The sequence below is a fragment of the Lepagella muris genome, assembly GCF_004793975.1.
In the GTDB taxonomy this organism is placed as follows: Bacteria; Bacteroidota; Bacteroidia; order Bacteroidales; family Muribaculaceae; genus Lepagella; species Lepagella muris.
The window spans coordinates 20,187-42,040 of the sequence record NZ_SRYB01000016.1 but is presented as its reverse complement, the minus strand read 5'-3'; the positions used below and the strand labels follow the sequence as shown (position 1 = coordinate 42,040).

Sequence of the window (21,854 nt, the reverse complement as noted above, 5' to 3'; positions counted from 1 at the left end):
CCCCCAATAAAACCAACATGAATCTTGGAAACAAAATATTAGCCGCTTGTGCATTCGTCGGTATGCTCCTTTCGGGTTGCGCCGATGACTTCACCCCCGGAGATCCGCTCCCCGAGGGTGCGACAGGCGTGACCATATCTATACCGCGACCGCTGACCATCTCCACGCGTGCCGACGGAGACCCCACCACGACTCCCAACGAGAAGGAGATCGCCGCCGGAGAGGGTAAGATCACTTCCGCCAATCTCTATATCTACAAGGTGGATGATAATAATAATGAATCATCCGAGCTTGTAGAGAATGTGGATATAACGCAGAAATTTACCAAGAACAATGGTATCTCTCACAACGAAACAACGGTATACACCCGCGAACTTCAACCGGGAAAATACCGCTTTTACATTCTTGCGAATGTAAAGGGATATGACGTCACTTCGACAGCGGAAACTCTTTCCGGTGAACCAACAGAGATTCAGGTAAAGAACGTTTCAATCAAATTTGACAGCGAAAAGCAGCCGAATTTGAATGATGGTCTTCCGATGGCAGGTAAAGCTGAGGATGTCACCATGGAATCCGGTGGCGAACTGGATGCCACAACCGGAACTGTCACAATAGGCGCAGGTCAGAACGTCAAGCTAAACATCGATCTCACCTTCCTCTGCACAAAAGTGCGCTACACCCTCCTCTTTGACAACACTGACAACACCGGTTTCTCCAATATCTTCTCCACCCCGCTGACCTTCACAAACCTGACAGTCAGCAACTGCGCCGCCGAAACCCCCATCTACGGCCCCTCAACCCAATCCGAAGAAATAACTCCTGAGAAGAAAAGCTTCCCAATCGAAAGCCTGAATCATTATCACTTCCCGGCAGCCGGTTCCACCACTATCGCTGCTGCCGGATCCTCAAATGTCCCTAAAGTCCTTAATGACATTAATGACACAAGAGCCACCACCTCCTCCGATATCGACATAGACAATCTCGGAGCTGAACTCTCCGCCGAAGATCTCAAAAATCCGGAGCTGCATCAGCGAGCTGTCCAAGGCATTCTCTACCTCCCCGAAAACATCTCCGAGGAGGATGCCTCACGCACGACCCTCTCTTTCCTCGCCCAACTCTGCAATGACCCCTCCCGCACATTCAACTACAATATCCCTCTCCCCAACGGCACAACCGACGGCGAGATTGACGGCTCAACAACCACCGGCACCGCTGCCCCCGATCCCGACAACACCCTCGTTCGCGGTCACTACTACGACCTCGTAGCCAGGGTTACCAGCCCCGGCGACTTCGACATCCGCCTCTCCGTCGCCCCTTGGACGCTCCAACAGATCGTCTACACCCTCCACGGTCCCTACTTCCTCCACCTCGACAAAACCGTAATCCCCGTGACAGCCGGCGAGAAGACAAAGATATGGTATGAGTCAAATGCCGAAAGCGTGGAGATTGATGAAGGTTATTCTCCGAAATATAAATTGCAGGATGGAACGGAGGTACCTCTTTATGTTTTGGATAATACTACTTACTCCGATACGCTCATCGTGTCGGTCAATCCATTGGTGGATGCGCAATCGTTGTCAGAAGACGAACGCGCACAATACAATTACTTCCATCTGAAGGCTGGCAATCTTCGCAAGAAGATTGATGTGGAACCACTCCGATTGGATCCCTATCTTGAAGTTGATCCTGTGTTAATCACGATAGATGCCCGTGAACGTATCGCGTCAGGTGTCTATAGCGGTGATATCTCTGTAAATATCCACACCAACCTCCGGAATGTGACAATCACGCTCGGCAATGAGGATGCTTGGAAATATGCAAATTACACCGAAGATGGTAATACGCAGAAGGCATTGTGGCTCACGGATTGGAATAATGTCGAGATTGAATCTAACAAGAATCTTACAATAACAAGCAATAACTCTAAGTTGAATCTGCATTATGCCGGAATCAACAGCGGTTGGGAGTTATGGAAAGAGAAACGTCAGTTGACATTTGATGTGTCAGGCAAGACTGAAAACGGTTATCTTATTTCACGGCAAGTGACAGTTAATATCGTAAACAATATCCAGAATTATACGATACATTTCCGTCCGCCGACAGGCTGGGGTAATCCTCACATCTACGTATATCAATGTCTTGAATTTCCGGCAGGGAGTGCCCTTGCAAATAAACCTGTAGGTGCTGATACAGAAGGTAAGACTGCGGCATTGGAATATTCCTTCACGGGTAAAATCGCATTTAAAGGGTGGAATGTTGGGAGTTATAATAATCCGGACAGATCAACCGGATATGTAAACGGGTTCTATTATTTTACTGACGACAAAATAGGCTCTGGTCCTGCTACTCAATGGGCTCCCGGTCAAGAGGGTTTCAGTAAGCATTATTATGACAATATGGATCTCTGTGAGGAACATCGCGAAAAACTTAAGAAGGTCACTTCGTATGAAGATGGGCAATGTCCTCATTGTATTTTAGGTAATGTTGTGCAATATGGTGAATATAATAGATTAAAAAGTGCTGGTTACAACATGACATGGCCTGGCATTCAAATGAAGAAGGAATCAGATGAATGGTGGTCGTTTGAACTTACCGGTATAGCTACACCGGGTAAGGCATTGATAATGTTTGCCGACGGTCATAATTACAAGCCGGATGAAGGTCATGGTTCTAACGAATATCAAATCAATTACCGCTATCCTACAGTTAGGTCAGATGGTATGCCGGATCCTGGCATCCCTTTGTTTGACTATCCAAATAAGGAGGGATGGTTTGATTTAAGAAATGGAGGGAAACCTCAGTTTACATCTTCTAACCCGGAGGATCGTTCAAGTTCAATTATCTATCGTATTTATTGGTATAAGGATAATGAGAGTAATCCTGATTATAGGGACTATATCCAATATAATGATGGTAAAGGAGGATCTTATGAGATACGTCATTACTCAGGTTCTGAGGAAATAGATGGAGCTGTGAGATACTATTATGATATCACTCTTGATTCCAAAGAAACGAATAGGTTTGTAACCGCTTGCAAACCTGATGGAAATAATTCATATCCGACGTCATGGATGTCTATCGTAAACAATAGAAAAACGGCTTCCTCAGATAAAACGTATAATTATTATTTGATTCTGTATTGATTATGTATAAGAATATAATAATATCATTGCTTATGGTTCTTGGTCTCGCTGCTTGCAGCGATGACCTGGAATTTAAGTCCGGTTCCGTGATTGCTACGGATGGGACAGTGGAACTGACCTTCTCTGTGCCGGAGTTGGAAAAAGTAGCAACTCGTGCGGAAATTGGTGATGAGCTTTCAACTGTATCAGTACTTATCTTTAAGAGTGGTGAGGATAATTCTACACTTTCTCAGGTGGAGTATTTTAAGAAAAGCGATACTTCGCTTAAAGATGATAATAGTATATCGTTTAAACTCGACAAGGATCTTCGTGGAGAATCCGGTCTGCAATTCTATTTCATTGCCAATTATGACGGCACATTTGAGAAGGGTGTCACTACGATTGCATCTTTGAAAGAACTTATTGCGTATAATGCGGTTAGCGAAGATGGGAAGATTGTCATGAGTGCCAAGTCAGACCTGAAAACGCTCATATCAAAAGATGTGACATTGATTAGAAATGTTGCCTATATCACTGTGACGGGATGCACCGATATTAATGATAATTTGGAGATTGATGAATCTGTGAAATATCCATTCTGTGTGTATGGAGATGCAGTGCTGGGCAGTCTGCTTGCCGGAACTGAAACAATATTGGGCGCGCCCTCCAGCATTAGTAGTTTTGATGACGATTTGTCTGATTCAAATGGTAAATATTTGCGTCCGACAGATAATAAAAATAATGAAAAGAAAAAGGCCTTTATAATTGTCAAGGCTGAATATAATTCTAAAAGCTATTTCTACCGACTTGATTTCAATATTAAGTCAGAAGATGGTGAGAGTGTGAATATTTTGGATATAAACCCGAATCATTGGTATCAGGTTATGATTAAGGGTGTGAACGGTCCCGGATATGCCACTCCTGAAGAGGCATCTAAGAATCCGTCTCCTTACTTGGAATACAAAATCCATGACCATTCTCCGGCAATCTTCAACATGATTTCGGATGGCATCCGTGAACTCGGTGTCACTCATGAGATAGTATATTCCAATGGTGTTTCCGTTGATAGTGATACTGATACATGGCGTTATCTGTATGTCAAACTATATTCCAAAGCGGATGAAGCAGAGGAAGCTGTTAAAAATTTAACCATTACATCTGATTCGGAATGGCTGTCTGTCGGAGAGCGGGAAGAGGTGAATGATTCTGAGATGTTGGAAATAGAAGATGGTGGCAGTATCCCGGTTGTAGGTGGAAGCGGGGACTCAGATGACTGTAATAATAAGGGTACTGTCTATAAATGCCCTGTCAAGTTTAATAAGACATCAGATCTCGGCACACTCCAAGGGGAGATTACCGTGACTTGGATGGGATTGACCCGCACAGTCCCCGTAACTTGGAAACGAGAGTTTAAAGGTACAGACTTATGTAAGGTAACTCTTACCATATATGATGCGGATAAGAATCAACAGTTTAAGACTGAACAATATTGGGATTTCTTAGCAGGAAATCCTGTTGAAGATGGCGTGAGCTTGTTCGGCACTGATGAGAAAGCCAATAATGGCAAAGTACGTAATCAGGGTCTTCATTTCCCGGTGATGTATGGTGAACCGGGTAAAACAGTCGATTCTAAAGCGGAGGCTCGTTGGTATTATGAATATACGATTACGTTTACGGAGGCATCTTTGACATCTGCGGAATATGACTGGGCACTTAATGTGACCGGGGATAATACAATTAAGCAGTATGTTAAAATAGAGGGAGCCTCATCCGGTACCCACGCATCTGAAGGTGGCTCATGGTCGGTGACAATCACTCGTCCCGGTAATGCATTAGGGACTGATGGCTCTGACGGAAATGCAGATAATGACTATACTTATGGAGTGGGTTCTCTTGAATTGACAATTACGCCTAACGGGGAAACGGTTAATAATCGCCTTAGCTCCAAATATACGATAGATCTGTATCATACCGGATTCTTCCACAAGAGCAGTGAGATCCATCGTGTGGATGCCGATAAGGATAGTCAGAATTATTACTACTATGAGGTTGTGCCAATTATGGGTGCTACCCGTATGCGCTATTGGCTTGACCGAAATCTCGGTGCCAAGTCTGCGGAATTATATATAGAATCAAGTGATGGTTCGGCTTACTATGGTAATAAGGAGGCAGCCGGTGGGTATTATAAAGTAGCGAAATATCTTGAAAATGAGCATAAGGATCCGGAGATGTATGATACATCGGAAGACCAAAAAGACCGAGTCTCTCCTCCTGGCTACAGGGTGCCGAAACAGAAAGTGTGGAATGCGTTGAGAAATTCACCAAACTTCGATACAAATTCTGTGGGAAGTTACTATAATGCTTGCTACAGATCATCTGTCGGTAATGTCTATTTCCCGAAAGCTCGTTATAAGGAGAATAATTCTGATAATGGTGAGTCGCGTGCCGGATATTACTGGACACAGACTGCATCTTCCGGTACAGAGAAACAGGAGATAGGACGATGGTTGAAATCATTGTGTATCTCCGGTAATGCCTCGTCATATATAAATGGAAATGTCCAGACTTACGCCATGTCGGTAAGATGTATCAACGACATTGACGACAGTGGAGACCTGCATCGCACATCATTCAACGTATCAGGTGCAACTCATGTCTATCTTTACACCGAGAATAAAGATGGCACTCGTGTGGCAGTGACAAACTGGCCCGGCAAATATATCGGTGATTACAACACGATGAAAAACGGCTGGTTCAACTTCTCATACGAATCAGATAACATCCCGGCAGAAGACTTCTATGTGATATTCAACTACCTCGATAAAGACGGAAAAATTCATACCTTCTCAAAAGGCAGTAACAACACAACATCCGTTTCAACAGATATTTCAGTCAATGATGCTACTGGTTGGAGAGTTGTAGGAGATGTCGATGGAAACTTGAGAGAATCAGGAACCGATGAGGATATTGTTGGTATTCCTACAGCAACAGAATATTGGTGGAAGTGTAATGTTGAAAGTAAAACAGTATATTGCTACGCATCTTTTGTTCCCAGATACCGTATTTATTGGCCTATAGAAAAAGGTAACCAACTTTCAATTTACACATCTGACAAGAGCTTTGATTCTGAGGTACAAAATGGAAATGTTTCCGGTGTCAGAGGATATTATAGATTGGAAGTTGAAATCCCATCTTCTGAAAAGGACAAGATTATTAATATTTGGAATACTAATTATGGTGATAAGCAATTAGGTACTTTAATTCGGGTTTTCAATGAGATGGATGATCACAAGGTTAGATGTGCTTATCTTGACAAAAATGGTAATGTTTATTCAGGCAAACCGGAAGGAATGACAGATCAAAAATTCTTTGTTGGTGAAAAGTTACGTTTCAGATGGAAAAAATCTGCCGCAGATAAAATTCACGTTTGGCAAGTTGATGCATCTGCTTTTACCACATGGCCAGGAAATCGAAATGGAGAAGATGGAGAGTATTATTATTTGGACGTGACTGTTTCCATGCTATGTTCTGAGATTGGTTATATAAGAACAAATAATGGTCAAAAACAAGATGGGGAAGGTGTAATGTGTAACTTTAATAAATTTGTGTATGATTCAAGTTTGGATAGGTATGTACTCACAATAAATTGAATCAATACCTTCTGATTACGATACATACTTTATAAGTTTGTTGATGTAAGGTCTTTTGGGTAAGGTATTAATACAGGTAAGGTTTATGCGAATCTATAATGAAAGTCAGTAAGTAATTAATATAATTAGTTTAAATTTGTAAGCAAGGCGACTGCCGGGGCTGTGAAGCTCCGGCAGTCTGTATTTTAGTGGTGACGATGGAATGTTGTCGGTCAGGCGTGCTGCATGTAGCGTTTCAGAAGGAATGTGCAGTAATAGGGGATTTCCCCACCTGTCTGGCACCGTTTACAAGTAGTGGTTTTCGGTTGGGATTTCTCTTCCAATCATCAAGGAATTTGTCGATTTTTCTTCGTAGATACATAAGATGATGATAATTAATAAAATAATGCGCTAAATCCTAAAATTAGAGCCTAAAAACACCATTTAGACCCTAAAATTAGAGCCTAAAAGTGCCGTTCCAACCCTAAAATTAGAGCCTTCGCACAAAATTAAACAAAAAAATCGCACGAAGAAACAAAAGAATAAAAAATCGCACAAAGAAACAAAAGAATAAAAAGAAATAATAAAATTTTCTTTCTTTTCTTTTATTTCTTCGTGCGCCCTCTCGTGCGAATTAAAAAAATCTCCGTGTGCTCCGTGTTCTTTGTGGTACATACCCGCGAGAGTCCTTTGTGTGGATCAGCGGGATTGACGGAGGAGAGCTTCCAGATAATAGTAGTCGGCGTAGTTGAGAGGTACGTCAATCTCACTGCCGGCAGGGTGATGACCGATGCTGTGGTCAAGTATGAAACCGTATTTCTCACCTTGCGGTATGCGGTAGGAAGCGGTCAACGTGTCGAGGATAGAGTCGGCATAGCTGCGGTAACGGGTTGCCTTCTCCGGACTCATCCATTCGCTGAGCATATACAGACCGGATGCCATTATCGCCGCTGCCGAAGCATCGCGTGCCACTCCCGCCACAGGGTCGGACGTGCGCACATCCTTCACCTCCGGAGCCTTCATGTCCCAATAGGGGATATGGTCGGAGGGCATGTTGGGAAGCGACATGATGAAATCGGCTATACGTTCACTCCGGTTGAGATAACGATGGTCGCCCGTGTACTTATAGCATTGCGCAAAACCATATAAGCCCCACGCCTGACCACGGCTCCAGAATGAATCGTCGGAATATCCCTGTGCCGTGCATTTCATCCTCACATCACCCGTGGCAGGATCATAGTCAACAACATGATACGATGAATAATCATCGCGGAAATGGTTGGCGAGGGTAGTGTCGGCATGTTTCACGGCAATATCCCGATATATTGGATCGCCGGTGAGGATAGAGGCTTGGAACAGCATCTCCAGATTCATCATATTGTCGATGATCACAGGGAATTTCCATTTGTCGGCATTATGATTCCATGAACGCCCCGGTATCATCTGTGCATACTTCAGATTGGGGTTCATGCGTGTTTTCTTGTCGAGAAACCAAGTGCGGATAAGTGAGGTGGCTTTCTTTGCATACCGTTCGTCGCCGGTGAAGAAATAGGCGAGGGAGAGGGCCTTTATCCTTGCGGCGGTGTCGCCGAGACGGTTGCGGTCAAGGCTGTTGATCTCCGGATTGGATATGCCGTCGCGGTTGACGTAGGGGAGACCGTCGGATTTTGTGGAGTCGGGTCAGAAATAGCGTGCCTGACTGAGATAATCGTGTCGGTCGCCGCTTGCCGCCACCTTCGTCTTGTCCATCACTGATAGCGGCACGGCATCAAGTAGAGCGTCAGCCTCTTTGATGAGAAGAGAGAGGTATTCAGTATAGAATGGCGATCCGATATTCTCCTTCACCCGGTCAAGATGCGACTTATCCCATGTCTGAGCGGATATTTGAAGAACGGCTGCCGCGAAAATCGGCAATAATATGTTGCGTTTCATAATTTTATGAGTTTGATGGAATTTAATAATCTCTTACCCTCTATGACATTCAGATTCACGATAATGCCGTCGTTGGAAGAGGAGTTTATGATATACTTCTTGCGGAGAGCGAATTTATGACCATTCTGTGCTGCCGGAGCAAAATGATGATGCAGCATCTTGCCGTTGACAGAGATGTCGAATGAATTGGAGTTCTTGCCAGTTCCTCCGATGCGTCCCCAGCTTCCGGGGGTGTATATACGGTCAGCCACCCACGTCAGACCGCTTTCAGGGGAAGTGTAGCTGCAATTGCTGCCTACGTTTACAGCCAATTCCAGCCCGTTAAGGTTGTCGGTGGTCAGGTGTTCGGGTATTTATTTTTTAAGAAGTTGCCTGAACTTATCCATAAATCAGGAATAAGTCCAGGCAACTTCATTAAATATCAACCGATACGGAATCGGTCAATTGCGATTATTATTCCACTGTGAATCCTGCTTTTGTGCGTATGTCGGCTGATGATGCGCCGATGAGAACCTCGAATGCTCCCGGTTCGCACACCCATTCATGACGGTCGGCATCAAAGAAACTGAGATCATCCTTTGAGATGGTGAATGTGGCGGTCTTTGTCTCGCCCGGAGCAAGCGCAAGTTTCTTGAAACCTTTCAACTCCTTCACCGGACGGTCAACGGATGATTTCGGATCGGAGATATAAAGTTCCACGATCTCGCTGCCGGCACGGTCGCCGGAGTTGGTGACGGGCACCGTGACGGTAAACACATCGTTGAGTCCACCCTTCTTCTTGTCGACAGATGCGTCGCCGTAGGTGAAGGTGGTGTAGCTGAGTCCATGACCGAAGGGGAATGTCGGTTTCAGTTTATTTTTGTCGATGAAACGGTAGCCCACATAGATACCCTCATTATAGGGCATGTCGAAGATGTCGTTGCCAAACTTATCCTTTGCAGGTGTGCCGGGGTATTCACCCATCTTGTGGGCACCGCATTGCATCAGGTTGGCGTAGTATGTGTAGGGGAGTTTACCGCTCGGATTGACATCACCGCTTATCACGTCGGCGATAGTGTTTCCTGTCTCGTTGCCGAGATACCACGCCTGAAGAATAGCGGGCACCTTGTTGACCCACGGCATTGCCACGCCTGTGCCGCTGATGTTGACTACCACAAGATTCTTGTTGACCTTTGCAAGAGCCTCGATGAGTTCGTTCTGCTCGTAGGGGAGATTCATGGAGAGACGGTCGGAATCTTCCGCATCATTATGGTCTGCCTTGTTAAGACCACCGAAATAGAGCACTACATCCGCATTTCTTGCAGCGTTGACAGCCGCTTCCCTCAGTTCCTCTACAGAACGGAAGTCGCGGAGATCCTGGTTTGTCCTCACGCCATTGTATTCGCCGAGAGTATCGCCCACGTATCCGCGTTCGTATACAATCTCGAAATCCTTGCCGAGACGGTTTTTAAGACCCTGGAGCGGAGTTATCTCGTAAGCAGCCTTGAGAGAGGAGCTGCCGCCGCCGACAGTCATCATCTTTATTGCATTCTCTCCGATCACGGCTATCTTCTTTACCTTCGCGGGATCCAACGGAAGGATATTCCCCTTGTTCTTCAGAAGCACGATACCCTCGCCGCCTATCTGACGGCATGCAGCCTTGTGTTCGTCGCTACCCATCGAGCCCCACGGACGGTTGCGGTTCATAGTCGTGCGGAAAGTGAGTCGAAGCACGCGACGCACCTTGTCGTTAAGTTCATCTTCAGAGAATTTCCCCGATTTGATGCCGTTGAGATACGGATTGGCAAGCCAATAGTTGTCGTAGGCGTTGGAGACACCGTTGGTCAGACCGTTGGTCCAGCTTCCGAACTCCATGTCGAGACCACCCTTCACGGCTGTCTCCGTATCATGAACGGCACCCCAGTCGGATATGACGGCACCATCCCAGCCCCATTCCCCTTTGAGAATGTCGTTCATGAGGATGGGGTTATAGCTTGCATGTTCGCCACGGAATAGATTGTAGCCGCCCATGAAGCTCCATGCGTCGCCGTCGGTAGCCGCCATCTTGAAGGCGGGGAGATATATCTCGTAGAGTGTGCGGTCGTCTACTATCGGGTTTGACGTGTGGCGGTTGATCTCGTTGTTGTTGAGCGCGAAATGCTTCACGCAGACAGCCACACCGTTTGACTGTACACCCTTGACGTATTCCGTAGCCATCTTGCCGGATAGGAAGGGGTCTTCACCCATGTATTCGAAGTTACGTCCGCAGAGAGGGGTGCGGTAGATGTTGATGCCCGGACCGAGAAGCACTGCCTTGTTGCGGAAACGTGCCTCCTCACCGATGCTTTTGCCGTAGAGAGCTGCCATTTCTGGATTCCATGTGGCAGCGAGGCATGTGAGGGATGGGAATGCCGTGCAGGAGTCGTTGGTCCATGACGCCTGTTCCCATTCGTCCCAGAGCACTTCCGGACGAACGCCCATCGGACCGTCGGTACACCATAGTTCGGCGATACCGAGACGCGGCACGCCCGGCGCACTGAATTTCGATTGGGCATGGATTATGTCGATTTTCTCCTGGAGGGTCATGCGCGAAAGTGCATCTTCCACTCGCTCCTCAAGAGGTTTGCTGTCGTCAAGATATACGGGCACTGATGCGTTTATCACGCCGGCACTGCATATAATCAGGGATGAGATGAATAATTTGGAAAGTTTCATGATAATGTGGATTGTGTTTGCCAAGGTAATGGCGGAGTTTATTGGGTTCCTGTTGCAAAGATAGTAAAATTTGTTGAAGTTCAATTATTTTTCACCTTCGTTTTGAATATGAAAAAAATAAATAACACCGACGGCAAAGTCATTATTCTGGCGATGCCGTCGGTCAATCCAAATTTACCTACTTTACCTTAAAAAACATGATCTAAATTATACTTATAGCTTCACCATATCGATTGTGCCTGCTGCTACGCCTGCCGTAAGATCTACGGTGATGCGGTAAGTGGCACCCTCTTCAAGGTTCACACCGTCGGCAAGTTCGAGATTGCCGGAGTCTTTCAACAGAGAGCTTGCGCCTTCTGTCAGCGTGAGTGCGTTGTCGCCGCTCAGCTCACCGCCCCAGCCATCCTGAAGGAAGAACTTGAAGCTTAGATAGTCAGTGCGGATACGCATACCTACGGAAGAGCCTTTCTCCGGACCTGCCACGCCTGTAAACTGATATACATTAGGAGCGATCTGAGCCATGCAGTATGCTGCGCCGGGATTCCAGCCGAACTGGGAGTCCATGCTGGGAGAGGCGACACCCCATCCCATCAGCCATATTGCGCCGCCGTTATCAAATGTTGCCTCCTCGCCGCCATACATCATGATTGCGGAGATTGTCTTGGAAGCCTTGTTGATCTTCACCTTATAGTCTGAGCTAATCACGTTCACCTTGAAATCATTGGCATCCTCATCAAAGATGAAGTAGTCTGGGTCGGCATAATATTCATCAAGACCGGAAAGACCGTTCACGTTGAGATAGTCGCCTTGGGAGAGAGTCACGGTGCCTTCGTAGTAGCTGTTGTCGGAGGTGGTGAGCTTTGTGCCCGCCACGCTTACCGGTTTCTCCTCGAAAGCCTGTTCGCCGCAATCCTCTACGGAGAGTACGCCGGCAGTGATTCCGGCAGAGAGGTCGATTGTGAAACGATACACATGGTTTGCGGAGAGTGTTTCCCCTTCAGCGAGATAGAGGTTGCCGTTGTCGTGGCCACTGGTTCCGTCGCCCACTTTCACAATGTCGCTTGTGGAGGTCAGTGCGTCGCCGCCAAATTCGCCTCCCCAGCCCATCTGATGGAAGAACTTGAAGTTGATTCCGTCGGTGGAGATTGTCTGTCCGCCTACGAAAGTGATCTGATATCTCTTGTCGCCCATCGGAGCCATACAGAGAGCGTTCTCGGTGGTCCAACCCACTTCGCTGGAGTCTACGGATGGTTTGCCGACGTTGTTGCCGATTACCCATACTGCGCCAGTGCCGTCGTCAGCGAGTTTCGCAGGGTCGTTGCCGTTGAGCAGATATACGCGGAAATATTGCTTCTGAAGGTCGGCAATCACGCGGTAGCTTCCGGAAGCCGGGAGGAACGTGAGATTGCCGTTGTCCTCCTTCTTGAAGAAGTCGGGATCTATCCACCAGTCGGCGAAATTGGGGAATCCGGCGGGGGTGATGGTCTGTCCCTGTGTGAGCTTGATGTCTGCCTGAGCATGAGTATCGTCGGTCGATTCAAACTGCATGTCGTTAAACATAAGTTTGGTGAACGGACTTCCCTCAAATGAGAAAGTGTTGAAACTTACGGTGTATTTCCCCGGATTTGAGTTGGAGAACGGGATAGCGGATTCAGCACCTACGGATATCGCGCTGTTGGCATATCCGAATGTGAGTTCGTTGCCGTTCTCGCCATATTTGGGAGCCTTGATGAAGCCTTTCAGCTCCTGGGGGAGTCGCTCGGTGAAGGCATACACGTATTTCTCCTGTTTCTCCATCTTATACTCTGTGCCGTCCTCAGCCACGAAAGTGAGGGAAGGGTAGTCGGGATGGGTTATCTTCACCTCATATTCCATGCTGTTTTTGGTGAAGTTGATGTTCTGGAGCGTGAGAATGAGTGTTGCGCGTCCGTCGGGGATGTTTGCCAAGTATGGCACGTAGACAGCCCCTTCGTAATCCTCACCATTCTTTTTTGTACGGATCACCTTCTCGCTCACCATCTCGTCGCCGAAATAAAGCTGTGCGCGGAGTGTGGATAGAGGCACTTCCGAGTCGGAGGCATTGATGGTGAAGCGTAGACTGTCGCCGAAGCAGGCTGTCCCCAGATCGGTCTTCACGCCCATTGTGGGATTACCCTTACTCCAATCATCGTCGTTGCAGGCTGTCAGCGAGGCGATACCAGCCATTGCGAGAAATGCATATTTTATAGTTTTCATGCTGATTTTCTTGTTAGGATTTTGAAGATTACTTACTGAAGTTTCGCAAGCTGCACTTCAGTGGTTTAAAGTTTATAGTTTAAGGTTTAAGATTCACAAAAATCCACGAATCTTTTCATTATATAAAATTTAATGATCATAAACCATAAACATTAAACCTTAAATTACTTAGTTCCAAGCATACGACACTGCACTCTTGGCGGGCACTGTAGTGGAGAAGTGGTGTTCGCCATCCTCTATCGTCACGTTGATAGCCATTGAGTTGTTGTTGCTCATCACGAGGGCGTATGAGCCGTCGGTATTCTTGAATGCGGAGTAAGTCAGACCGTTTGCGGAGAATCCCTTTGTGCCGATGCGCACTGCGTCGGGTTTCACGACGCTACTCATGTGGGCGATGATGTAGTAATGGGAGTTCTTGGTCAGGGTGGTGTAGTCCTTGTTGATGTCAACTGCACCGAAGCAGGTTGCACATCCGCCGGGACGGTACGGACCACGGTCTTCGTCAAGCATGAGGTTCCACACGATCACGCCCTTGCACCAGCGGTTGACAGTGCCGAGAGCCACCTGCTCCATGTCGTCGAGAAGACGGGCGTTGAGGTCGCGTCCGTTGTTCCACGTGCCGATTGAAGTCTCGGTGAACACGAGATCCATACCCGGAGTGGCGTTATGCACGGATATAAGCTCCTCCTTGTCTCCGCCGTAGTTGTGGTAGGCTGCGCCGTCAAGATATTCGGCAGCCTCCTCGTCGGCATAGATATTGGTGGGGTAGCTCTTCTGCGAGGGGATGTTGTCGTAGTTGTAGTTATGGTCGAAGGCGTAGATCTTCACGTCAAGACCTGCTTTCTTGAAAGCAGGACCGAGACCATTCTTCACGAAGTCGCGTTCCTCCTCCCAGCTCATGTAGCAGGATGCGGAGTTGCCACGGTTGAGCGGTTCGTTCTGGGGAGTGACGGAGAAAATCTTGATTCCGTTCTGGGCGAAAGCCTGCACCCATTTTGCGAAATACGTGCCGTAATCCTGATAATATTTGGGATTGAGCTGACCGGAAGTCCAACTGTCAAACTTCTCGAGAGATTCAAGGTCTTTCACCTTCATCCATTTCGGGGGAGTCCAGGGGGTGCCCATTATCTTCAGGCTGGGGTTAACTGCGAGAATCTCCTTGAGGATAGGTATCACGTATTTTGTCTCCTCGTCAGTGAGTGCGAAATTCTCGATACCCTCCTTGTCGCAGCAGGTGTATTCGCTGAGAGAGAAGTCGGAGCAGCCGATTGAGATTCTGACGTAGCTGAAACCGTAGCCGTTGATGGGGTCAAACGTCATTTCGAGGAATGCCTTCCTGTCTTCTGGCTTCATCTGCATGAGGTTGAAGCAGGTGGAGCCGGTCACAGCCACACCGAAGCCGTCCATTGTCTGATATTCCTGATCGGGGAGGAGTGTGATGCAGGAGGGCGACATGTTGTCCTTCTTGCTGAAGGGGAGCCATGATTCGGTGAGATCTTTCGCACGGTTGGTGGTCGTGGTGATCATTCTGACGTCAGTGCCTTCCTCCGGTGCCGGATCGGGAGTGGGCTGAGGACCTATTTTTACGCTGTTGTCGCATGAGCACATGCCGAGCGAAGTGAGAGAGATGACTGAGGCGAAGAGGATTTTATAATTATTCATGATTTTTCAGATTTTGCGATGATTTTAAATATTGAGGTTAATGCGGCTTCATCAATAGCCGGGGTTCTGCACGAGATTGTCGTTGGAGTCAAGCACTGACTGCGGGATGGGCAGACGGTAGGAGTTCTGCGTGAAGGGGGTCTTCTGGGCATGGCGTCCGCTATCCTTAGCGAAGACTGCGTTCATTACTTCCTCCACCTTGTCGAGACGCACGAGGTCAAACCAGCGTTCACCCTCGAAGGCAAGCTCAAGACGACGCTCCTTCAGGTAGGCATTAAGCATGGATTCCTTGTTGGCGCGTGCCGACTGGGGAAGCTTGTTGAGTCCGGCACGTTCGCGTATGCGGTCAATGATGTCGGCAGCTGCACTGAGGTTCTGGCTCTCACCCATGATGTATGCCTCAGCTTTCAGGAGAAGGATGTCGGCATAACGGTATTTGATGTTGGAGATGTAGGCAGAACGGCATTTGTACATGAATGCGTAGTTGTCGGAGGGGTAGTAGTTGCTCCATCCACATTCGTAGAACACGATGCTCTCGTTTTTGCGGATCTTGTCGCCCTCGGCATCGAATGCATTGATGAGGTCGCGTGAAGGAGTCACCCATTTTGCCCATGTGAAGGAATAGTCCCAATTTTCAAGGGTACGTCCATACATCCATGATTCCCAGTTGCCTGAACCGGAAGGGTATTGCACCTCAAAGATAGACTCTTTCGTGTTGAGCTCGAGAGGCATTGCAGTGAATCCATCCTTTACCGCACCATCCACACCGTAGAGGTGGGTATAGTCGTCGATGAGGTCGTATCCGTCGGCTGCAAGTTCATCAGCATATTTGATCACCTTGGAATAGTCGCGGAGAGGTTTCTCGGCATACACCTTGCAGAGAAGAGCCTTTGCCAATCCTTTGGAGAATATGGTCTTGTCGCCCTTTGCATCGGGAGCATATTTCACGGCTTCAAGAAGATCCTCTTCGATAGCCTGATAAGCCTCCAATTCCGTGTTCTGTGCAGGGAAATATGCATGGTAGGAGTCTTCGATATTGTCGGCAGTGATATTTCCGGCTACTGTCTTGATTACCGGTATATCTCCCCACATTCTCACCATGTCAAACCAGATCATGGCGCGGTAGATCATCGCCTGTGCCCTATAGGTGTTCACCTCCGAGTCGCTGAGGCTTCCGTCAGCCACCTTATCGATGTTTACGATAAGTTTTGTGGCGTATGCGGCATCCTCCATGAAACGGTTCCAGTCACGGGCAACTACAGAGTTAGATCCCTCGATGGAGTTGTCTTCGTATGGCTGTACCTCGGCACCGGTGGTTCCGGCGTATGCGTTGTCGGAGTGACATTCCGCGATGAGGAGTTTGTCAAGATGCCAGTGTTCCTGACGGTCGCGGAGCTTGCCCTGATACATGGTGGTCATGTAGCTCTCTACAGAGGCGCGGTTGGGGAAGACAATCTCCTCCTTGTCTTCGGTGATTCCTTCTGTCACGTCGGAATAGTCCGACACGGGATCATATTGTGTGGAGCATCCTGTAAACATGCCCGCAGCGGCAATGATGCCTGAAATATATAGCTTTTTCATTTAGATTCGAAATTAAAAGGTTACGTTAAGACCGATTACATAGCTTCTGCACTGAGGATATGTGCCCCAGTCGATTCCCTGAACGGCACCGCTGTTGCCCCACTGGTTAACCTCCGGGTCGAAGCCCTTGTACTTGGTGAAAGTGTAGACGTTGGATGCAGTGAAGTAAGGCTGTATCTTGGAGATGCCGATCTTATCCATCCATTTGCCGGAGATGTTGTATGACAGGGAGATATCCTTGATACGCAGATAGCTGCCGTCTTCCACGAAATATGTGGAGTTCTTCATGTCGTAGCCTGCCTTAGGCACGTCGGTGATCTGTCCGGGTATTCTCCAGCGGTTGAGCACGCGTGTGGTCTGGTTTTTGCCGTCATACATACCCTCTGTCTCCATTCTTGAAGCATTGAAGATGTCGTTGCCGTAAGAACCCTGAAGGAAGATGCTCAGGTTGAACCCTTTCCAAGAGAATGAGTTGGTCATGCCGTAAGTGAAGTCGGGGTTCGGGTCGCCGATATATGTACGGTCGGAAGATGAGATACGTTCGTCGCCGTTGAGGTCGCGATACATGAGCTCGCCGGTTTCTGGGTCAACACCGTCGCTTATGTAGCCGTAGAATCCGCCGAGCGGACGTCCCGGCTCGTTGCGTACAACGTTCTCGTTGACGTAATCAGACGTCTTGGCATCTGTATATATCTTCTGGAGTGAGAGCTTGGTGAGTTTGTTGCGGTTGAACGACATGTTGAACTCTGTGTCCCAAGTGAAATCACCCTGGAAGTTGTGTGACGTGATTGAGAACTCGAAACCTTTGTTGACCATCTCGCCTTCGTTTCGCTGGATTGAGCTTGCAGCGGCAGCACCGGCGGGAAGCGACACCCACATAAGCATGTCGGTGGTTTTCTTATAATAGTAGTCGGCAGCGAGGTTCAGTCGGCTGTTGAGCACCGAGAAGTCTACACCGATACCCCATTGTGTGGTGGTTTCCCAAGTGAGGTCGGTTGTGCGGAGGTTTGCCTGTGTGATTGTGGGCACTGCATTCTCCTTACCCTCCTCATACCAGGGCACACGGTTTATGTTGTATCTCTGGAGATAAGCGTAGTCGCCGATACCACCCTGGTTGCCGGTCTTACCCCAGCCGCCACGCAGCTTGAGATCGCTGATCCAGTTGATGTTCTCCATAAATGACTCCTGATTCACGCGCCAAGCGGCAGAAACTGACGGGAATGCTTTCCAGCGATGGTCGGGATGAAGTTTTGAAGAACCGTCGTAACGGATGTTGGCAGTGAGGAGGTAGCGTGAGTCATAGTTGTATGCCACGCGTCCGAGATATGACATGATCGCCCATTCTGAAGCTGCTGAACCAGCACCGCCGAGACCGATCTTGTTGGCTGCGTTAAGAGTCTGGATCTTGTCGTCGCGGTAGTGGGATCCGCTGATATAGCTGTTGCGGTAGTCAGAGTCTGTCCAGGATGAACCAGCCATGATGTCAAGACCATGTTTGCCAAACTCATGTTTCCAGTTGAGGATGTTATCCCAAGTGAGGACGGTGTTCTGGTTTCTGTTGTCGCTACCTTCTCCATACTGCTCGCGTCCGCGAGTGGTGGTGACAGGATCAAGGAATGTGGTGTTGAGCGCGTTACGGCGGTCAAGAGTGAATTTGCTCTGGAGAGTCAGACCGGGAATGAACGTGAAGAGAAGTTCGCCTGATGCGATGATACGGTTCTCGCGGTCGCGGTTGTATTTCTGGCGGGCGATGTTCTCCACCGGATGCTGGAGGTTGACGCCGTAGAAATTGTTGTAGTACTGCTCCGGCTTTTCAGGATCCCAGATGGGGGCGTAGGTAGGGGTGTTGATAGTGGACAGGATTACACCGCCACGGCTTGCCCCCGTGCCCATTGCGCCGCCCCCGTTTGAGGAATAGTCAGAGTAAGATACATTGGTTTTGGCTGTAAGCCATTTATAGAGCTCGCTTTCCACATTCATGCGGAAGTTGTATCGCTGATAGAATGACGCTTTGATGATACCGCCGTCGCGCTGGTAGCCGCCGGAGAAGAAGTATTTGAGCTTTTCGGTGGCTTGCGATATGCTGACGTTGTAGTTCTGTGTGGATCCGGTGCGGAATGTCTCGTCCTGCCAGTCGGTCATGTCGGAAAGTCCGTCGGGCACAGCCACTAGTCCGATCTCATCCTGAAGCTCCTTATATTGCATATAGTTGAGCACGTCGATTTTCTTCACTACGCGTGTGAAACCGCCCTGTATGTTGAGGGATACCTGTGCCTTGCCTGATGATGCATGTTTTGTGGAGATGAGGATCACACCGTTTGCACCACGCGAACCGTAGATTGCAGCGGCGGAAGCATCCTTTAGGATCTGCATGCTCTCGATGTCGTTGGGCGCGAGGAAGCTGATGTTGTCAACGGGCACTCCGTCCACTACATAAAGAGGGTCGTTGGAGCCGTTCATTGACGTGGTGCCTCTGACGCGGATTGTCATGCCGCCGCCGGGTGCGCCGTTGGGTGATGAAACCGCGATACCTGCAGCCTTACCTTGAAGAGCCTGGGCTGCGGAGATGATCGGACGGTTGTCGATATCCTTTCCGCCTACTGTGGAGACGGCTGTGGTGAGGTCTTTGCGTTTCACTGTGCCGTAGCCGATCACCACAACTTCCTCAAGATTCTCGCTGTCGTCGTCAAGCACGACTTTCATGTCGGCAGCGGCGGCAAGCTCTTTTGTAATGCAGCCTACGTATGAGAATACGAGAGTGGAGCCCTGTGGCACCTGGAGGGTAAATCCGCCGTCGATGTCGGTCACGGTGCCTACACCCGGATTCCCTTTTACTCCGACGGTAACTCCGATAAGCGGTTCGTCGCTTTTGTCTGTCACGGTTCCTGATGCCTTGAAGTCGGCGGCAAATGCCGAGAAGCCACTTGAGAACACCATGACCAATAATAAAGCTAATGGTAGAAGATTAAACTTCGCTTTCATGATTTGTGGTTTGTTAATGAGTTTTATGGTTTTTCCTGTTTATAGTGAATTGACCATCGGAATTAGAATGGACCCGGTCGGTCAGCGTAATGCCGAATCCATTGCTAATTCCGATGGTGCAAAATTATGATAAAAAGATTAGGGTTGTATGCCGGAGTAAATGAGTGAGGTAAACTCTGTTTATTTGTAAGATAGTGATAATTAATGTAATGATAGTTGTCGGATAATCTAAAAAAGTAAGTGTGAGATACGCTTATGGCAACCGTCGATGAGCATTTCAAGAGGGTCGTTCCATGAATTTTCCAAGCGTCCTGACAGTCTCAGCGAAGTTTTCCTTCGGTATTATCGCCTTGTTGCGCACGCGGAAGCGGTTGTTGTAGACTGTCTGTGGAGAGCAGTGTAGAAACTCTGCAATCTTCACGCTGTCGGTAATTCCGAGTCTGACGAGGGCATAGATTCTCAACTCTGTGTTGAGCAGCTCGCCCTCCTTCGTCGTGATCTGCTTGTCGGGTTGCAGGAGAGAATTGAAGTCCTTGACGAAATCCGGATATATGTGGAGGAATACGGAATCAAAGCTGTTGTAGAAATCCTTCAGCTCATCCTTCATGAAATTTGAATCAGACGTACATTCCTCGATAGCCTTATATTTGCGGGTGACAGCCTTCACGTGTATGCTCTTGCGGAACTCCTCCAGTTTGCGGATATAGTTTGAGCATATCGTGAAAATATATCCGATATACTCCTCCTTGACGTAGTTCGCCTCGTTCAGTTCATCATTCTTTGCGATCAGGCTTTGGTTGAGTTCCTGCAATTTTCCATTCGCTTCGGCAAGCTGCGACTGAGCGGTGGAGAGCTGCTCGAGATGCTGGTTTAGCCTCTTGTTTGCCTCGTCAAGATTGGAGCGTTGTCTCTTCAGACGTTTGTTCTGAATGATGATTATGGTGACGGTGGCGATGAGTATCACTGCCAGAATGCACACCAACGTCAGGAAAATCCTGATCCGTTTCTCCTGCATCCTGTTGCGCTCCTGATATGCGAGATTTATCTTGTCGATAGTCTTTGTTATCGACAGTATACGCACTCGGTTAGGGAAATCACGAGCTTGGTTAAGGCTATAGTTTATGAACGTATAGGCATGGTCGATCTGCTTCTCCTCAAACATAATCTTTGCAAGCTCTTCAAGCGATGCAATCTCGGCATTGGCGGTTTTCACGTCAATGATGGATGAAATCACCATAAACTTCTTGAAATTCTCCTTGTCGCCCTGCCATTCATATAGCTTCGACAGGATATAGGCATCCTTTGCATCACGTCGGGAGTTTAGCTTGGAAGAGGCGAGACGTTCCCTGAGAGCCGGAATCAATGAAGGGTCAGTCTTGTCGGTGCCGAGAATATCCCATCCCTTATACCATAGATAGTCGGGGTGGGAGGGAGTGATCACAGACATTATGGAATCCTTATAGGCGCGTTCGCGTCGGTAATATTCATTTGTATCGCCTCCGGCATAGTTGCCGAGATGACTATATAGATATATCATCTCCCCATAATAATCCGGCAGTAACTCTTCCGGCAGACGTTCGCGGTTGATTCTGTTCATCACTTCTGAAGCCTCGTTAAGCAGCCCTGTGCTTGTAAGGAGGTTAGCCTTGCTGATAAGGGTCCTTGCTGTCCATTCCTCATTGCCGCTCTTCTCCGCAAGATCAAGAGAAATATCAATATATTTCAAGGCAGAGTCGGCACGGTATGTGGAATACTCTTCAGCGAGAAGACCATTGGTCATAAATCTGTCGAACACGGAAGACGCATTCCGTTTCTTATCATTAATATCGGCGATACGTATCAGTTTATCCCTTTCCAAGTCTGACTGTCGGGTGAGCAGTGAATCAAGGGTATGGATATAGTAGTCGGCATCGCGTTCGAAAGCGGCATTGCAATTTGCAGTAGACAGGAGAGAGAGGATAAGGATGAAGTGTAAAAATATGAGTTTCTGCATGTCAGATTAAATTGTAATATGAGT

Annotated in this window: 11 protein-coding genes and 1 pseudogene; 2 read left to right on the top strand and 10 right to left on the bottom strand. The window is 48.0% G+C overall.

Annotated features, from left to right (window positions below; translation table 11 throughout):
• The first annotated feature begins 17 nt into the window (after window positions 1–17).
• Together E5331_RS11405 and E5331_RS11400 are read left to right on the top strand one after the other, a co-directional pair.
• Window positions 18–3,143, top strand: coding sequence for a fimbrial protein (locus E5331_RS11405; protein ID WP_123481458.1), 3,126 nt, complete (start codon window positions 18–20; stop codon window positions 3,141–3,143).
• Between the two features lie 2 nt (window positions 3,144–3,145).
• Entirely contained in the window at window positions 3,146–6,772 is a 3,627-nt protein-coding gene (locus E5331_RS11400; RefSeq protein WP_123481457.1) for a fibrobacter succinogenes major paralogous domain-containing protein, read from the top strand.
• Window positions 6,773–7,007: 235 nt separating this feature from the next.
• Here the strand turns inward: E5331_RS11400 and E5331_RS20725 are convergent, their stop codons facing one another.
• The 10 genes and pseudogenes from E5331_RS20725 to E5331_RS11360 form a co-directional block, all read right to left on the bottom strand.
• Window positions 7,008–7,133: a hypothetical protein gene (locus E5331_RS20725; protein ID WP_275441187.1), complete on the bottom strand. Its 126-nt coding sequence runs from the start codon at window positions 7,131–7,133 to the stop codon at window positions 7,008–7,010.
• A gap of 317 nt (window positions 7,134–7,450) precedes the next feature.
• A pseudogene (locus E5331_RS11395) lies at window positions 7,451–8,416 on the bottom strand (alginate lyase family protein); the annotation flags it as partial.
• 15 nt (window positions 8,417–8,431) lie between these two features.
• Window positions 8,432–8,683 carry a hypothetical protein gene (locus E5331_RS20980; protein WP_420813782.1) on the bottom strand — a complete coding sequence of 84 codons (252 nt, stop codon included), beginning with the start codon at window positions 8,681–8,683 and terminating at the stop codon, window positions 8,432–8,434.
• Window positions 8,680–8,994 (bottom strand): hypothetical protein, encoded by a 315-nt coding sequence (locus E5331_RS11390; RefSeq protein WP_123481456.1) that lies wholly within the window; start codon window positions 8,992–8,994, stop codon window positions 8,680–8,682. Before E5331_RS11390 ends, E5331_RS20980 begins: the two co-directional genes overlap by 4 nt.
• A 142-nt stretch (window positions 8,995–9,136) precedes the next feature.
• Window positions 9,137–11,377: a glycoside hydrolase family 3 C-terminal domain-containing protein gene (locus E5331_RS11385; RefSeq protein ID WP_123481490.1), complete on the bottom strand. Its 2,241-nt coding sequence runs from the start codon at window positions 11,375–11,377 to the stop codon at window positions 9,137–9,139.
• Window positions 11,378–11,590: 213 nt separating this feature from the next.
• Window positions 11,591–13,612 carry a DUF5121 domain-containing protein gene (locus tag E5331_RS11380; protein ID WP_123481455.1) on the bottom strand — a complete coding sequence of 674 codons (2,022 nt, stop codon included), beginning with the start codon at window positions 13,610–13,612 and terminating at the stop codon, window positions 11,591–11,593.
• 168 nt (window positions 13,613–13,780) lie between these two features.
• Entirely contained in the window at window positions 13,781–15,274 is a 1,494-nt protein-coding gene (locus E5331_RS11375) for a glycoside hydrolase family 30 protein (protein ID WP_420813781.1), read from the bottom strand.
• Window positions 15,275–15,325: 51 nt separating this feature from the next.
• Window positions 15,326–16,855 (bottom strand): RagB/SusD family nutrient uptake outer membrane protein, encoded by a 1,530-nt coding sequence (locus E5331_RS11370; RefSeq protein ID WP_123481454.1) that lies wholly within the window; start codon window positions 16,853–16,855, stop codon window positions 15,326–15,328.
• Between the two features lie 12 nt (window positions 16,856–16,867).
• A complete protein-coding gene (locus E5331_RS11365; protein ID WP_123481453.1) occupies window positions 16,868–19,837 on the bottom strand; it encodes a SusC/RagA family TonB-linked outer membrane protein in 2,970 nt (989 codons plus the stop codon).
• A 277-nt stretch (window positions 19,838–20,114) separates the two neighbouring features.
• Window positions 20,115–21,830, bottom strand: coding sequence for a DUF6377 domain-containing protein (locus E5331_RS11360; RefSeq protein WP_123481452.1), 1,716 nt, complete (start codon window positions 21,828–21,830; stop codon window positions 20,115–20,117).
• Between the last annotated feature and the right edge of the window lie 24 nt (window positions 21,831–21,854).

Excerpts from the sequence above, each read along its gene's own strand:
- E5331_RS11405 (WP_123481458.1), top strand. The coding sequence starts at position 18 with ATGAATCTTGGAAACAAAATATTAGCCGCTTGTGCATTCGTCGGTATG.
- E5331_RS11400 (WP_123481457.1), top strand. The coding sequence starts at position 3,146 with ATGTATAAGAATATAATAATATCATTGCTTATGGTTCTTGGTCTCGCT.
- E5331_RS20725 (WP_275441187.1), bottom strand. The coding sequence starts at position 7,133 with ATGTATCTACGAAGAAAAATCGACAAATTCCTTGATGATTGGAAGAGA.
- E5331_RS20980 (WP_420813782.1), bottom strand. The coding sequence starts at position 8,683 with ATGAAACGCAACATATTATTGCCGATTTTCGCGGCAGCCGTTCTTCAA.
- E5331_RS11385 (WP_123481490.1), bottom strand. The coding sequence starts at position 11,377 with ATGAAACTTTCCAAATTATTCATCTCATCCCTGATTATATGCAGTGCC.
- E5331_RS11380 (WP_123481455.1), bottom strand. The coding sequence starts at position 13,612 with ATGAAAACTATAAAATATGCATTTCTCGCAATGGCTGGTATCGCCTCG.
- E5331_RS11375 (WP_420813781.1), bottom strand. The coding sequence starts at position 15,274 with ATGAATAATTATAAAATCCTCTTCGCCTCAGTCATCTCTCTCACTTCG.
- E5331_RS11370 (WP_123481454.1), bottom strand. The coding sequence starts at position 16,855 with ATGAAAAAGCTATATATTTCAGGCATCATTGCCGCTGCGGGCATGTTT.
- E5331_RS11365 (WP_123481453.1), bottom strand. The coding sequence starts at position 19,837 with ATGAAAGCGAAGTTTAATCTTCTACCATTAGCTTTATTATTGGTCATG.
- E5331_RS11360 (WP_123481452.1), bottom strand. The coding sequence starts at position 21,830 with ATGCAGAAACTCATATTTTTACACTTCATCCTTATCCTCTCTCTCCTG.